We start from the raw sequence: 16,023 nt of genomic DNA on the forward strand, positions 1-16,023 counted from the left end.
CTCGACACTTAAATTTCCCATGGTGTTCAAGGTGCCAAAGCCAGATGTAAAATCGCTGTTGAGCACCGAGAGGGCATGGGCCTTGCCCCAGAACACTGAACAGCACCGTCAGAACCACCGGCGACGTTGATCGAGCAGACGAACAAAAGCTCCATTGCAATCCAGCCCAAACTCACTCAAATAGGGAATTGCCGAGGCACAGGTGATCTTCCGCCCGTTTCCGAGCGGAAGCCCCTAAATGCCAAAGAAAGGCCTGTTCAAAGCCTAAACCTCATTACTTCGATCACTACTCTTGCCGATTCTTGCCTCGCCTCCGACCTTCTCGACAAATTCAATCTCCTCCATCTTAAGAGCGGAAGATCCCGTCCTCGACATGCCCCCCCAATCTTCGCTCCTTGCGTAACATCTATCAACATCTTCGCACCTCCTGCCTGACTGGTATTTCGTCGTTCTGTAGGTAATCCAATCAGTTCAGTCGGCTTGCCTCCGTGTATCATGCATTTTGCTCGGATGCCGCATGCTCCACGTTCGCCAGTCGGCAGGTAGCAGTTTCACCCTCCTGCTCCCTGAGCAGCACGATGCAAAGCACCAGGGCAACGACCAATCCCGTGCCGTAGATCGCAAAAACCGAATCCATGCCGTACCCGGCAATCAACCGCCCGCCGATGGCGGTACCGATGCCGCCGCTCCCCATGAAGCAGAAGGCTACCAGCGACATCGCGGTCCCCCTTGCCTTTTCGGCAAAGCCGGTCGCCCTGGTCACCAGGGTGGAATGGGTAAAGATGAAGCCCAGCCCCAGGAAGGCGATGCCGATCATGAAGAGCGCGATGTTTGTCCCTTGTAGGTAGATAATCAAATCCCCCATGGCAGCGAACAGCAAACCACTCCTGAGCACCTTCAAGGAGCCAATGGCGTTGGCGAGCTTACCGCACACCCGGCCACCGAGCACCGACATGATACCGAAGCCTGTCATAACCAGGCCGATCTGCAGCGGGTTATAGTGATGGACGGTGGAGAGATATGAGCCGCCGTAAGAGAAACTGCCGATAATGAAGGTTCCCTCCAGCACTATGGCCATGTAGGTGAAGAGACACTCCGGGTTCGAGAGCAGCTTAAGATATGGCGCGATGATCGTGCTGTCGGGATTTTTCCGGGAGGGAATCCGCCGATAATTCTTGATCAGCATCGCGGTCGGCACTAACGACACTACGGCGTACACCAGGAACACCCCGCGCCAGTTGAAGAAATAGGAGATAATGCCCCCCATCGCCATGCTGAGCCCCTGCCCCAGGAAGGAGATGCCGATGAACGTGCCCAAGGCCTGTTGCCGCTCCTGCATCGGGAAGGAATCACCGATCAGCGCGAACGAGATCGGCATCACCGAGGCGGCAAAGACGCCGGTCAGCGCCCGGAACATCCCCACGCTGGCGAGTCCGGTACCGAAGGCACACAGGCCGGTCGCCACGGTGAACATGATCATGGAGAAGGTAATCACCTGTTTTTTGCCGTACCGGTCGGCAAGTGGCCCGAATATGATCTGGAAAATCCCGAATGGGATCATATAGGCCGTGATCAGAAGCCCGGCGGTCGGGATGCTGATATGCAGGCTCGCGGCAATGGACGGCAAGATGGGCGATACCACCCAGTTGTCCGCCACGACCATAAACCCGGCGAGGCCGAGAAGAAGAATGAGAGTGCTTCTGCCGACGTGTTGCTGTTCCACCATACATACCTCCGTGCGAAAATGGGACTTGCCAAATCCCTTACCTTGAGGAGACAATACAGCCGGCTACGGAAGTTTTGCAAGTAAGCACTATAAAGTTATATACTTACCAGAAAGTAACTATTGGTTAAAAACAGGGAGTTATGATGATCTGTCCGATCGAGGTAACCGTAAACCTGCTGGGTGACAAATGGAAGGTGCTGATCATGAGGAATCTGCTGTTGAGAGGCACTCAGCGCTTCGGGGAACTCAGCAGGGGGATCAACGGCGTGAGCCAGAAGATGCTGACGCAGCAGCTTCGCCAACTGGAAAAGGACGATCTCGTCACCCGGAAGGTTTACCCGGAAGTTCCGCCGCGCGTCGAGTACTCGCTCACTGATTTCGGTCGAAGCCTGAAGCCGATCTTTGAAGCCATGAACAGTTGGGGCACAAACTACCTCGGGTTGAAGGGGGAATACCCCCTATAAATCCGACCCAGCTGCAGTTCCTGAGTCAGATCTCTCCGGGTGCTCCAACTAAACAAACAGGCAGCTACAGTACTCACTGTAACTGCCTGTTTGTTTTTGTACGTCGGTAGAACCCTGCAAACGGACTCGGAGATGTGAAAGCCCTGGAGGCTCTGTCCTGATCCTGACCGGAGAAAACCTTACAGAATCTCGTACACCGCTACACCGACGCTCGCCGGATCCTTGTACAACAGCACCAGTCGCACCCCCGGGGGGAGATTCGGGACAGGCGGAAATGGCCCGGTAGACATCACTTTATCCTGCTGGATGAGCAGTGGAACGAGAAAGGGCTCCAGTTGCGGCCGCGCGCCGAACAGGGTTCCGTCGGCAACGAGATAACGCGCTTTGCCCGCTCTGGCGGCTTCCATGATTTCCGGAAGGGATGCCTGCGGGATGTCAACGTGCTGGAACTCACCGTAAAAGGCAATACGCCCTGATTTCACCATGACTCTGGATTGAGGCGGCAGACGGTCTCTCAGCATCAAACCGATGAGCTTGTGGTCATAGCGTGCACCATCCTGGCTGAAATCGTAGGAAGTAGTGCGATCAGCCAAGAGCGCAGGGGCAATCGCGAAGACGGCCGCAGCAACAGCGATCGCGGAAGCCCAGGAGAGGCTTTTGCCCCCCCTGGACAGAAACGGAAAGATCCTGCCGGCGGCCCTTTCCAGGGAGTCCAGTCCCCCTGCCGCGAGAATCAGCACGATCGGAATGTACGGGGAGAAGTAATGTGAATCTATCCAGAAGAAGACAATGATGACGCTCAATGGAAGAAGCGCCGCGGCAACCAACAGCATCGTGCGCCAGTTGCGGGCATAGGCGAGGCCGGAGAAACCGAGGCCTGCCAGCAGCCACAGATAGGTGGGCAGCTCTGCCCATGCCACAGGCAGATTTTTCGCGCTGTTTTTCCAGAGGAAATCAGGGTAGCGCCTCACCACATCGAGATAGGAGAGGCCGGCGAAACCATACTCGCGCTTCAAATCCGGACGGTTCAGATACCACCCCAGAGAATCCGCCAGGGTGACGCTCGACTTCCCGGTCAATTGCCACCCCCCATACACGCGGTGCAGCAGGAACATGTACGGCAGCGCCATCAGAACAAACCCGCCACACCCCGCCAGGATCAGAATACCATTGTCCTTTCTGCTGACGCCATCAGAACGCAGACAGAAGAACGCTGCAGACATTCCGGCGAACACGATGACCGCCTCGGGCCTGGTAAGATAAGAGGCGCCGAACAGGAGACCACCACCAAAGGCCAGAATTCTGGATTTCTCGGCAAACCCCTTCCAGTAGAGTAGAAGTGCTGTCACTAGCAAGGTGATGTACGTGGCTTGGCTGAGCACGATCCCGCTTATGGCGATGAGCGGCGGAGAAAGGGCAGCCAGAAGGGCGCCCACATAGCCGACCTTTTTGGAGAAAAGCTCCTTTCCCAACAGGTACAGGGGTATCACCAGGATGCTCCCCATGACGGCTGATGCTACTTTGCCGGCCATTTCGTCAGAGGGAGTCACATATTTGAACAGGCCGATCAGAATCGGGTACAACGGGGGAAAATGGGTGGCAGAGGTAAAATCAAAGGTACGAAAGATTTCTCGCGCTATGGTGACATACGATATTCCATCGGCAGCGATGACTTTGTCCTGCCAAAAAAGAATTATCCTCACCGTGACAGCAATACCCAACACTGCTGCCAGCGGCAGGAACCGAGAGAGCGACCTCGGCGGCACTGCTGAAGTTGTGGGTTCCACGAAGCCTCCTATGCGGGAGATCAGTTGAAGAGGTTGTACTTGAGGATGCATTTGATGGCTGAGATCCCATCCCTCCATCCTATTTTCTTTCCTTCCGCGTAGGTCCTGCCGTAATAGGAGATCCCCACTTCATAGACCCGGCAGTTGAGTTTCGCAATTTTTGCGGTGATCTCCGGCTCGAATCCGAAACGGTCTTCCCGGATTTCTATGGATTGGATGATTTCGCGACGGAAGGCCTTGTAACAGGTTTCCATATCGGTGAGGTTGAGATTGGTCATCATGTTGGAGAGCAAGGTAAGAAAGCCGTTGCCGATCCGATGCCAGAAATAGAGAACCCGGTGGGCCTCGCCCCCCATGAAGCGCGAGCCGTACACTACGTCGGCCTTGCCGGCAATGATGGGCTCGATCATTCGGGGATATTCCTTCGGATCATACTCCAGATCCGCATCCTGCACGATCACCACGTCGCCCGTGGCGTACAGAAAACCACTTCTCAGCGCAGCGCCCTTGCCCATGTTCCTGTCGTGGAACACCACTCGCGTGGAGCGGTCGGTGAATCCCGCGAGAATCTCTCGCGTACCGTCGGTCGAGAAATCATCAACCAGTATGATTTCCTTGTCGAGATCCACCGCCTTGACACTCTGATAGAGTTCCTCGATGGTCTCCCTCTCGTTGTATACCGGGATTACTACCGTCAATTTCACGCATTCTTCTCCATATAGATGACAATCATCTTGGAAGACCGGCCGAATACCAGTCATCTCCCAAGATTAACGCCGTGCATTATCATTGGATCACCCGGTATTGTCAACAAATGGAAGCTTGCCGGTATTTTCGACAGGCGCCCTGATTCCTGGTTTGACTGGTCCGGCACAACCTGGAGCTTTTACTCCTATTGCCGGCCCTGAACGTGATAACGCCCGGAATCGTCGTGTCCCGACCACCATATCTGTCAGGCCCCCTGGCCCGGTTGCCCTTCATCGGTTTTATGCTAACGTAATATTCATGCCCTGGGGCAAGAACAGAGCGGCATCTTGCCTGAGAAGGCGTACCTGGAAGATATCGCGCCCCATCACGGCGGATCGGCCGGGTAAGATGCTCCGCCTGCGCCTGCCTGCATCTCGCGCCATTTTCTCGCCACGAGGCGTCGATGGAACTGAGAGACCGGATCACCAGCTTCCTTCAGCTGTCGAACATCTTAGTCGATCCCTTTACCCTCCTCGAGGAACCGATCCGCTACGAAGTTTTCAGCGCAGACCGCCTGGAGCGGCATGCGCGCGAACTTGCCGCAAGACAGCATGTCGCGGTCCCGTCCCGCAAAAGGTGCCGGATACTGTCGCGCCTGCACGAGAATGAACGGGTGCTGCTGGCGTCGTACCATGCGATGTCGGCCTCGGTCGGGGCTGGACGCCCCCTTACCCCGGCCGCTGAATGGCTGTTCGACAACTTTGAGGTGGTTGCCCGGTATCTGCGGCATCTGCGTGATCATCCACCTTCAGGCTGCTACCGGACGCTCCCGATTCTCTCGGAAGGCGCTTTCAAAGCATTCCCGCGGATCTATCAGCTGATGTGGACGTATGTCGCCCACACCGACAGCAGGTACGAGCCGGAGACGCTGAGCCGCTTCATCGACGCCTATCGAAATGTACGGCAGCTTGACAGCGGCGAGCTGCAGGCGACGCCCATCAGCCTGCTGATCGTGCTGATCGAGAACCTCCGGCGCAGCGCGGTACGGATCGTCAGGGCGCAACTCCTGCGGGCCGATGCCGATCGTCTGGCCGATCACCTGCAGAATGCCGGTCCGGAAAAACTGCGGGGAATTGTCGACAGTCCGCCGCAGGTGGCGTTCATGGTACGGCTCATCCAGCGCCTGCGTGCCCAGGGGGGCGATCAGGCCGATGCCGTCGAATGGCTCCGGCAGCACCTGGCGACCCACGGCACCTCTCCGTACGAACTGGTACAGATGGAGCATGGCCTGCAGTCGCTGGCCCATACGACGATGCTTAACATCATAGCCAGCATCAGCCTGATCTCGGCACTGAATCCGTGGCTCTGCCCGCCGGTTGCGCAGAGGAATATCCGGGAAGGCAAGACCGGCAAGATCCGGCAGGAGGAGCAGCCGGCATTGCTGCGCTTTCATGCCATCAATCATGGATATCCCGCCGCTCACCTGCTTTCCAATGGGCGCTACGCCGTAACCATCACTGCCGATGGCTCAGGCAGCAGCCGCTGGCGTCAGTTTGCCGTCACCCGCGGTCACGGGAATGCCTCCGGAGAACGGTGTGGCAGTTATATCTTCCTGCGAGACAGGAGGAGCGGGGCACCATGGTCGGCCACCCCCTGTCCGGCCGGAACCGATGCAGGGTACCAAGACTCGATTTTTACCGAGGAGGGAGTCCGCATTGCCCAGAAGGGGCATGCCATTTCCACGGTTCTGGAGGTCGTCCTGTCGCCGGTGGATGATGTCGAGCTCCGCCGTATTTGCCTTTCGAATCACGGTTCCACCATGCGGGACATAGAAATCACCTCCTACTCCGAACTGGCACTGGTGCCACTGAATGCGGCGGACAGCCCAAATGCCCCGATCCGGGCCGAATATCGTCCCGAAATCAGGGGACTGGTGGCCGGCCGTCGGCCGCGCTCGGCCGGAGACTCTCCGGTATGGGCCGCCCATGTGGTCGCGGGCCAGGGGATCGCTGCCGGCGATATCGAGTATGAAACCGACCGCACTCGCTTCCCCGGCCGGAGGCAAGGAATCCGGCACCTTGCATCGGTCATGGAGGGGAGCCCCTTGTCCAACGAGGATGGGCTCGTGCTCGAGCCGGTCTTCTGCCTGAGGGTCAGGGTCCGGGTGGCTCCCGGTGCGGACGTTACCATCACCTTTTCCACCATGGCAGGTGCTTCGCGCAACGAGGTGGTCATGCTGGCAGGCAAATATGCCGATCCGGCCGCATTCGAACACACCTCCGCCATTGCCCGGACCTATGCCAGGGTCATGCTTGACCATCTCGGCATGGAGTCGGGCGAAGCCGCCCTGGCACGCCATCTGGCCAACCGCCTCGTGTACGCTTCCAAGCGCCCGGTATCGGGGGATCCTGGCTTCGGCGACCTGCAGGGGGACACGCTCCTGAGACATGGCATATCCGAAGATAACCCGATCATACTGATGCGGATCGGAGAGCCCGGTCACCAGGACATGCTCAGGCAACTGCTTCGCGCCCACGCTTACTGGCGCATGAAGCTGCTGGATGTTGACCTGGTCATCCTCAATGAAACCGTAACATTCCAGGCCCGGGCTCTGCAGAACTCTCTTGAAAGAGCGGTGGCGGCCCATCTCGCATTGGGAAGCACCTTGCCCCAAGGTGGAGGCAGGATCCTGGTGTTGCAGGCCGACCTGCTTTCGGCAGCCGAGATCAACCAATTGCAGCATGCAGCGGGTGTCGTACTGAATGCGTTCGATGGAAGTCTGGCTGATCAGATCACGAGAATCCGGCGCCGTGAACTGTGCATATCTTCACGATACGCCTCATCCGGGACAGCATCCTTACCCCGGGAGAGTGTCGGGATCATCAGGAAGAAGACGGTGAAACACGCGGCCGACATCCTCATGGCTCATCATTCACCATGAGACCGGGGCTGACACGAAAAACTTTCACCGTACCTTTATGTGAAAAAGGGTCGGCAACCATGGCCAAGGCGAAGAGGGATGTTCAAGGTGCGTGCACGCCGCCCATCGGCAGCGATCGGGAAATCCTGGAGCAACGGCTGCGGGAGAGCGAGGAGCGTTATCATGCCTTGGTGGATATGGCGCCGGAACCGGTCATCGTCCAACGCGACGGCAATTTTCTCTACACCAATTGCCTGGCACTGGGGATCTATGGCGCCGCCGAATTCGACCAGCTCCGCAACCGGGACTTCTTTGACCTGACCCATCCCGAAGACCGGGAGATCATACGGACCCTCTTCGGCCAGATGCTGCGTGGCGGGACTGTAACTTCGCAGGAATTCAGGTGGTTGAGACTGGATGGGCAGACCGTCTTTGTCGAAGTATCCGGCATCGCGGTCGATTATCAGGGCGCTCCCGCTATCCAGATGATTGCCCGTAATGTTTCGGAACGCAAGGAAGCCGAGCGTGAACGCGAAATGCTGCACCGGCAGTTGGAGGAGGAACGGCTGCGATTTGAAGGCGTCCTGAGGCAGATGCCGGTCGGCGTAATCATGATCGGAGCGGCTTCAGGCCGCCTGTTGTACCAGAATGAGGCTTCGACCCAGATTTTCCGGAGGCGGTTCGCTCCGAACGAGATGGTAGCTGCCTGCACCAACTGGAAGATACTGCTGCCGGACGGCTCGCAGATGGTCCCTGAGAAATGCCCCTTTGCCAGAGCGCTGACCAAGGGTGAAATTCTGATGGGAGAGAAGTACGCTGTCGAACGGGGCGACGGCAGCACCGGTTTTGTGAGCGTCAATGCCGCTCCGATCTACGATGCCTCAGGTCAGCTTGCCGCCGGCGTTGTCGCCTTCTCCGACATCACCGAGCGGCAGCTGGCCGAGGAAGCACTCAGGGACAGCACTGCCAGCTTGAAGCTGGCTGTCCTTTCCACCGGACTGGGCACCTTTGAATTCTACCCGTTGACCGGCAAACTGGATTGGTCTGACGCGGCCAAACGTCATTATGGCCTTTCGCCGCAGGTACCGGGTGACTATCAGCTGTTCCTGTCAGGGTTGCATCCGGACGATCGCGAGCGGGTCGAACAGACGCTCTACCGGGCGTTTCAGCCGGAAAGCGGAGGGGAGTTCAGCACCGAGTACCGCACGATCGGCATCGAGGATGGCAAGGAGCGCTGGCTTGCCGCACGAGGACAAGCCTTTTTTGATGAAAAGGGAAGGGCTGTACGGCTGATTGGCGTCTGCCTCGATATCACCGAAAGCCTGAAAGCGGAGCAGTCTCTCAAGGAAGAGGCCACCATGCGACTGGTGGCCGTAGAGGAGTTGCGGCGGCAGGAGCAACTCCTGATCCAGCAGGCCAGGTTGGCTGCCATGGGGGAGATGATAGGCAATATCGCACACCAGTGGAGACAGCCGCTCAACACACTCGGGTTGATCCTTCAGGAATTGCCGCTGTGCTACGAACAGAACATGCTCACCAGGGAGTATCTGGACGGTAGCGTTTCCAAGGCCATGCAACTGATCTATCATATGTCCCAAACCATTGACGGGTTCCGCAACTTCTTCAAACCCGACAAGCAGCAGAAGGTTTTCAGAATTCAGGAGGTCCTGGAAAAGACGATTTCCATTATCGAGGCAAGCCTGACAGCCCTGAAGATCAAGATTGAGACGATTGTGGAAGAGGATGCCGTTGTCGACGGTTCTCCCAACGAATTTTCCCAGGTTATCCTCAACATCCTGATCAATGCGAGGGATGCCTTTATTGCCCGCAAAGTTGAACAACCGAGGGTAATGGCGAAGATATTCAGGACCGAGGGCAGGTCGGTTCTCACCATCAGTGACAATGCCGGAGGAATACCCGAAAACATCATCGAGAAAATCTTCGATCCTTATTTCACCACCAAGGGACCCGATAAGGGAACCGGACTGGGGCTTTTCATGTCCAAAAACATCATGTCCAACATGAACGGTTCCCTGAGCGTGCGCAACAGCGGCGATGGCGCCGAGTTCCGCCTCGAGGCGTGATATGAACCATCAACCATACGAGCTGGGGGGAGTCTCGCTGCTCCTGGTGGAGGACGAAAACGACGCACGCCAGATGCTCACCAGGATGCTGGCGATGCGATATCCTGAGCTCAGGCTGCTCATGGCGGTGAACGGTGCCGAAGGGGTTGCCTTTTTCAGTGAGCATCGGCCGGATATAGTTCTGGCGGACATGAACATGCCGATCATGAACGGCATCCAGATGGCCCGCGAGATCAAGTCACTCAGCCCGGACACGACCATCATCGCCGTGACAGCCTATAACGACCCCTCCTATCTGATGGACGCAATCGAGATCGGCATCCGCCATTACGTGCTGAAGCCGGTAAATGGCCACGAGCTTTTTGCGGTCATCGACAAATCCATTGAAGAGATTACGCTGAAACGGCTGGTAAGGGAGCAGGACCGGAAAATCCGTCTGAACGAACGCCAGCTTTCCGAGGCCCAGAAGATAACGCACCTCGGGAGCTGGGAATGGGACATCACAAGCGGCAGAAACTGGTGGTCGGATGAAATGTATCGGATCCTCGGGGTCGAACCGGGGGCGATTCCGGCTGCGCTCGCAGAGTTCATGAAGATGCTTCACCCGGATGACCGGGAGGCGGTCGAAGACCTGTTCAAGCATTCCCTGAAAGAGCGCCAGTCCTTCAGCAATCATTACTGCCGCGTGGTATGGCCGGACGGTGCGGTGCGGATACTGCTCGTCAATGGAGAACTGACCCTGGACGCCGATGGCCGGCCGGCTGCTATGATCGGCACGGCCCTTGACGTTACCGAACGCAGATTGGCCGAAGAGGAGCGCATGCGGCTCGCCTCCATCGTCGAATCTTCCAATGATGCCATCCTCGGCCTGGACCTCAACGGCACCATAACCAGCTGGAACAGAGGCGCCGAAACCGTCTACGGTTATTCGGCAAAAGAGGCCACCGGCCGGCATGTCTCGATGATCATCCCTGTGGAGCACCAGGGCGAAATCGAGCAGATCCGCGAAACGATAGTCAATGGCAGGGATGTCATGCATTTCGAGACGGTCCGCATCAGGAAGGACGGCCGGCGGATCTACGTCTCGCTTACCGCTTCGCCAACCAGGGGGCTGAATGGCAGCGTAACCGGCATTTCCGCCATTGCCCGCGACGTGACCGAACGCCGGGAAATGGAAGAGCTCATAAACTACCGTGCCTACCACGACACCCTTACGGATCTGCCAAACCGGCAGCTTTTCATGGATTTCCTGACCCTGGAACTGGCCCAGGCACGGCGCAATGGCAAGAAACTGGCGCTGCTGTTTCTGGATCTGAATGATTTCAAACAGATCAACGACACACTCGGCCATGATGCCGGTGACCAGCTGCTGCAGGAAGTTGCCCGGCGGTTGCGTGCCTGCATCCGCGAATCCGATACGGTGTCCCGCCTGGGAGGCGACGAATTCACGGTCCTGATGCCGGACCTGGGGCAGACCAATGACGTGGGGATCGTGATCCGGAAGATACTCAGCGTGTTCATGGATCCTTTCATGCTGAACGATATCGCCACCGCCTCTTCCACCAGTATCGGCATCAGCATGTTTCCGGATGACGGCGACAGCGCCGAGGAACTGATCAAGAAGGCGGATATCGCCATGTACGAGGCAAAGGAACGGGGCAACAATGCCTACCAGTTCTTCAATGCCGAGATCAATGCGCGCACTCTCCAGCGGCAGGAACTGGAAAGTTTTCTGAGGCAGGCGGTCGAGAGGGGGGAGTTCGAACTTCTCTTTCAGCCCATGGTGCAGAGTGGCACGAGGCGCATCATGGGGGCTGAGATGCTCCTGCGGTGGCGGCATCCGCACAAAGGACTGCTGCTTCCCGAACAATTCCTGAGTGTGGCCGAAGACACCGGTGCGATCGTGCCGATCGGTGAATGGGCATTGCACTCCGCCTGCAGCCAGATGAATGTCTGGAATCGGAAAGGGTACCCCTTGTGCCTTTCGGTCAATCTCACCAGGCGCCAGTTCCACCAGCCCAATCTGGTGGAGAAGACCGCCCGCATCCTGTCGGAAACGGGCCTGAAGCCACAGTTGCTGGAGTTCGAGATCACCGAAGGCACCATTATGGGTGACATAGATTTTTCACTACGCTGCATGCAGCAACTGACCGACATGGGAATCAATTTGGCCATTGACAACTTCGGTACCGGTTCCTCCTCGCTTCGCTGGATAAAGAAGATGCCGATTAGTGCGGTCAAAATCGACAGAAGTTTCATAAAAAACATGCTGTCGGCACCCGACGATCTGGCGGTTGTCAATGCCGCCATTGCCATGTCCCATTGTCTGAGGATGAAGGTGGTGGTAAACGGGGTAGAAACGGAAAGTCAGCTCGCGGCCATTCGCACGAGCGGGTACGACGAAATTCAAGGCTACCTGATCAGCGAACCGCTGTTTCCCGGCCAGTTCGAGAGGCTGGTGGCCAGGGCATAAGGGGCTGCGGATATGCTGCCCGAAGTCCGACAGGCTGGTGATGCTTTCCTGCCTCGTCCTCCTGAATACTCCCGTTGGCTTTGGCGGCTGAAACTGTTTCTGCAGGTTCCGCAGGGTATCTGCAGAGGGGCGTCATTCGCAGCCAAAGGTGCCGTTCCCGTTTCTACCGTGGCATTCTCCGCCGTCCTGAGCCCCTGCCCCACCACCTGTCATTGCAGCCGCTTTCCCCAAACCTTTTTCAGGTACGCTTCAGCGTCCGTCCCGCAGCATCCCGTCCATGGCATCCGGCCTGCTGCACAAAAAATGCTTTGCCCAAAAAAAACTCCGATGGTACCCTTACCATTTATCTCAATGCTTGACCTCGTCACAGGGGAGGAATCGAAAATGAAAACACGATTTACCGGGATGATGGTGATGTTCCTGATCGCTTCAATGATTGGCATGACGACCATGGTCGCAAAAGCCGAGGCGCGTGCCGGAAGCAGCCGTTCAAGCGGAAGCCGGGGCTCCCGCAGCTATGCCCCTCCCCGCGCCCCTCAGCAGGCTGTTCCAAACCAGTCTCAGCGTCAGTACACGCCGCCCCCCCAAGTGCCGCAGCAAGCTCCTGGCGGCGGTTTCCTGCGCAGTATGGCAGGAGGCATCGCCGGAGGTCTGCTGGGTGGCATGCTGTTCCGCAGCCTGGGGTTCGGCGGAGGGTATGGCAGCGGTGGAGGCATTGGCCTGTTCGAAATCATCCTGCTCGGCGGTATTGCCTATCTGATCTACCGGATGGTCAAAAAAAGACGTGAGGAGGCCGCTCCCCAACGATCCGAATACACACCGGTCGATACCGCCTCCTACCAGCAGCCGGCTCAACCTTATGCGTTGCCGCAGGGTGACGTCGATACCGGGTTGACCCACATCCGCCAGATGGATCCTTATTTTGACGAGCAGCGCTTTAACGACGGCATGATGGACCTGTTCTTCAAGATTCAAGGGGCCTGGATGAATCGCGACCTGGGACCGGTGGCCGCCCTGCTGACTCCACAGATGCGGCAGGTATTCCAGGCCGATATCGACCGTTTGCTGCGCGAACGGCGTACCAACCGCCTGGAGAATATCGCTGTCCGGAATGTCGAGATTGTCGAGGTGTGGCAGGAGTCGGGCCAGGACTACATCACCACCCTGATCTATGCCAATCTGCTGGACTACACCACTGATGATGCATCCGGACAGGTTGTGGAGGGGAGTAAAACCGAACCGGTAAAATTCGAGGAGTACTGGACCGTTACCAGACCGGTGGGGAACAACCCCTGGCAGCTTTCCGCCATTGATCAGAAATAGTATGATCTTTCCGCCTGCAGATCGCTCTGGACAGCCGGAGAGGAGTTACGCCACGCCATGATTGCACCACTTGTTTTGCCGCTGCTCTTCATGGCCGGGCTGCTCGCCGGGCTGATCGATTCCATTGCCGGCGGAGGCGGACTGATCACCGTTCCGGTCCTGCTCGGAGTGGGCTTGCCGCCCCAGGTCGCGCTTGGTACCAACAAGCTTCAGGCCAGCTTCGGCTCGGGCAGTGCCATGCTGACCTTCATCCGTTCGGGCACGGTCAGCCTCGGCGACTGCCGCACCGGCATCCTTTTCACGGCAGTGGGTGCCATTCTTGGTACGGTAACCGTGCAGCTTCTGGATCCGGCACTCCTGCGCCTGGTCATCCCCTGGCTGCTGATGGGGATCGTCCTTTACACGGTGCTGACCCCCAGAATGGGCTTCGATGACATTCACCCCCGCATGTCGCGCGGCCCCTTCTTTCTGCTTGCCGGGCTGATCCTGGGCTTCTATGACGGCTTTCTGGGGCCAGGGACCGGTTCTTTCTGGGTCATATCCCTTATCTTCGCTCTCGGCTTCAACCTGATCAAGGCTACCGGGTACACCAAGGTGATGAATTTCACCAGCAATATCACCTCGCTGATCATGTTCATCCTGGGGGGCTCGGTATTGTGGCGCGAGGGCCTGATCATGGGGGTGGGCCAGTTCATCGGCGCACGCATAGGCGCCCGGCTGGTGGTTTTGCGCGGCGCGAGCTTCATCCGTCCCATTTTCATCACCATGGTGGTGGCCATAACGGCCCGCCTGATCTGGCAGAATTTCAAGTAGCTCTCCTGCGTGGACTGCCTCTCCCTTTTGCAGGATATCTCCTCAATCAAGGAGCCCCGGACATGAAAAAGCTCGCAGTCCTCATGGCATGCGCCGCCCTCACCCTGCTCTCTGCCGGCTGCTCCGGCGAAAAGAAGGCTGCCGAATTGCTGGATACGGCCCGCTTTGAAGAGAAGCAGAATAACCGGGAACATGCAGCTAAGCTCTATGAGGAGATCATACGGAAGTATCCCGGCTCTCCATCCGCCACTGCTGCCGTGCAACGCCTGGATGCTATGAGATCGACCAAACCGTAATGCCCGCACCGCCGCTTGTCTCGATCCTGATGCCGGTGCGCAATGAAGCCCGGTACCTGCAGGCCGCCTTATCCTCCCTGTTCAGGCAAACTCTTCCCCAATGGGAATTGATCGCTATCGATGACGGTTCCACCGACGCCACTCCCGAGATTCTGGCCGAAGCTGCCAGTGCCGACCCCCGGGTACGGGTGCTGCGGCTGCCGGGCAATGGCCTTGTGACCGCCCTCAATGCCGGCCTGGAAGTATGCCGGGCCACGCTGGTGGCCCGCATGGACGGTGACGACATCTGCCATCCTCAGCGTCTTGCGAGACAGATAGCCTTTCTTGATGCACATCCGGATGTCGGCCTGGTTGCCTGCGGGTTCCGCCACTTTCCCCGCTCGACTCTGAAACAGGGTATGATCGGGTATGAAACCTGGCAAAATGGTCTTGCCGATCATGATCTGATCATGCGCGACCGCTTCGTCGAGTCCCCCTTCGTTCACCCCAGTGTCATGATCCGCCGATCCCTGCTGGTACAGGCCGGCGGATACCGCGCTTCGGGCTGGGCTGAAGACTACGACCTCTGGCTGCGGCTGGCTGAAATGGGCACGCGCTTCGCCCGTCTGCACCTGCCGCTGTTTTTCTGGCGCGATCACCCCGAACGTGCTACCCGCACCCTCGACGACTATTCGGTATCCGCCTTCAGATCATGCAAAGCCCATTATCTGTTGCGTAGCTACCTTTCCGGCAGCGACAGCGTCATCATTGCCGGGGCCGGCCTGGAGGGACGGGCCTGGCAGCGCCTGCTGGAGATGCATGGCGTCCGGACCTCCTGCTGGCTGGATGTCGATCCCCGCAAGGTGGGACGGACGTTGCACGGTGCTCCAGTGGTGTCCCCCCATGACATGCCCAGGACAAACGGCCTTAGGATGATCGTAGCCATCGGCGTGCGTGGTGCCAGAGAGCAGTTCCGTGCACTCGGCGCGACTCTGGGACTGCGTGAAGGACTGGATTTTGTCTGCGTGGCCTGACGAGAGAGGCCTATGGAAATGAACGGAAACGTGGCGATAACAACTGATCCGGAGAGGGAACAACGTGACAACCAAAGAAGAGATATTGCAGACTATCGATGAGGCGGAATGGTCCTGGCTGCGTGCGCACCTTGAACGCGGCGGTCTGATCGCCGTGGATGGTTCGCTCGAACTGGCCGAGGTGGCGCTAAAAATCGCCGGGGACGATGCCGGAATCATCGGCAGGTGGATTGATGGAGGTCTGATCGGCAAACCGTCTGCAGCGCAGATCGAGGCGTGGGACACCGAAACGACAAAGCGTTTCGACGCAGTGATTGTCAGCCCTTATGTGCTGATTCAGGAGCGTAAGGTTTCATAGTGCAACGGGGTAATCATGAAAAAGGGGCGGTCTCCACGAGACCGCCCCTTTTTCATTACTGTGGACTGTAGTGTCCGGG

12 protein-coding genes are annotated in these 16,023 nt (G+C 57.9%); 9 read left to right on the plus strand and 3 right to left on the minus strand.

Annotation, left to right across the window (positions count from 1 at the left end; genetic code table 11):
• Window positions 1-493 precede the first annotated feature (493 nt).
• Complete coding sequence (locus GSVR_RS18925; protein WP_173195362.1) at window positions 494-1,726, minus strand: MFS transporter; 1,233 nt, start codon at window positions 1,724-1,726, stop codon at window positions 494-496.
• A 140-nt stretch (window positions 1,727-1,866) separates the two neighbouring features.
• Here GSVR_RS18925 and GSVR_RS18930 point away from each other — a divergent pair, with 140 nt between their 5' ends.
• Window positions 1,867-2,190, plus strand: coding sequence for a helix-turn-helix domain-containing protein (locus GSVR_RS18930; RefSeq protein WP_173195363.1), 324 nt, complete (start codon window positions 1,867-1,869; stop codon window positions 2,188-2,190).
• A gap of 179 nt (window positions 2,191-2,369) precedes the next feature.
• On the opposite strand, the gene GSVR_RS18935 is transcribed toward GSVR_RS18930, so the two are convergent.
• The gene (locus GSVR_RS18935; RefSeq protein ID WP_173195364.1) at window positions 2,370-3,977 is read right to left on the minus strand and encodes a glycosyltransferase family 39 protein; all 1,608 of its coding nucleotides are present in this window, start codon (window positions 3,975-3,977) and stop codon (window positions 2,370-2,372) included.
• 20 nt (window positions 3,978-3,997) lie between these two features.
• Window positions 3,998-4,681, minus strand: a complete 684-nt coding sequence (locus GSVR_RS18940) for a glycosyltransferase family 2 protein (RefSeq protein ID WP_173195365.1) — start codon at window positions 4,679-4,681, stop codon at window positions 3,998-4,000.
• Between the two features lie 446 nt (window positions 4,682-5,127).
• Here GSVR_RS18940 and GSVR_RS18945 point away from each other — a divergent pair, with 446 nt between their 5' ends.
• From GSVR_RS18945 to GSVR_RS18980, 8 genes are all read left to right on the plus strand, one after another.
• A complete protein-coding gene (locus tag GSVR_RS18945; RefSeq protein WP_173195366.1) occupies window positions 5,128-7,605 on the plus strand; it encodes a hypothetical protein in 2,478 nt (825 codons plus the stop codon).
• Window positions 7,606-7,664: 59 nt separating this feature from the next.
• Window positions 7,665-9,668 carry a PAS domain S-box protein gene (locus tag GSVR_RS18950; protein WP_173195367.1) on the plus strand — a complete coding sequence of 668 codons (2,004 nt, stop codon included), beginning with the start codon at window positions 7,665-7,667 and terminating at the stop codon, window positions 9,666-9,668.
• A 1-nt stretch (window position 9,669) separates the two neighbouring features.
• Window positions 9,670-12,141, plus strand: a complete 2,472-nt coding sequence (locus tag GSVR_RS18955) for an EAL domain-containing protein (RefSeq protein ID WP_173195368.1) — start codon at window positions 9,670-9,672, stop codon at window positions 12,139-12,141.
• Between the two features lie 384 nt (window positions 12,142-12,525).
• Window positions 12,526-13,464 (plus strand): Tim44 domain-containing protein, encoded by a 939-nt coding sequence (locus GSVR_RS18960; protein WP_173195369.1) that lies wholly within the window; start codon window positions 12,526-12,528, stop codon window positions 13,462-13,464.
• Window positions 13,465-13,521: 57 nt separating this feature from the next.
• Complete coding sequence (locus GSVR_RS18965) at window positions 13,522-14,277, plus strand: TSUP family transporter (RefSeq protein ID WP_173195370.1); 756 nt, start codon at window positions 13,522-13,524, stop codon at window positions 14,275-14,277.
• Window positions 14,278-14,339: 62 nt separating this feature from the next.
• A complete protein-coding gene (locus tag GSVR_RS18970; protein ID WP_173195371.1) occupies window positions 14,340-14,573 on the plus strand; it encodes a hypothetical protein in 234 nt (77 codons plus the stop codon).
• Entirely contained in the window at window positions 14,573-15,586 is a 1,014-nt protein-coding gene (locus tag GSVR_RS18975; protein ID WP_173195372.1) for a glycosyltransferase, read from the plus strand. The genes GSVR_RS18970 and GSVR_RS18975 overlap by 1 nt, the downstream gene beginning before the upstream one ends.
• Before the next feature lie 64 nt (window positions 15,587-15,650).
• Window positions 15,651-15,944 (plus strand): DUF2288 domain-containing protein, encoded by a 294-nt coding sequence (locus tag GSVR_RS18980; protein WP_173195373.1) that lies wholly within the window; start codon window positions 15,651-15,653, stop codon window positions 15,942-15,944.
• Window positions 15,945-16,023: the final 79 nt, after the last annotated feature.

The organism is Geobacter sp. SVR, assembly GCF_016865365.1.
Taxonomy (GTDB): Bacteria; Desulfobacterota; Desulfuromonadia; order Geobacterales; family Pseudopelobacteraceae; genus Pelotalea.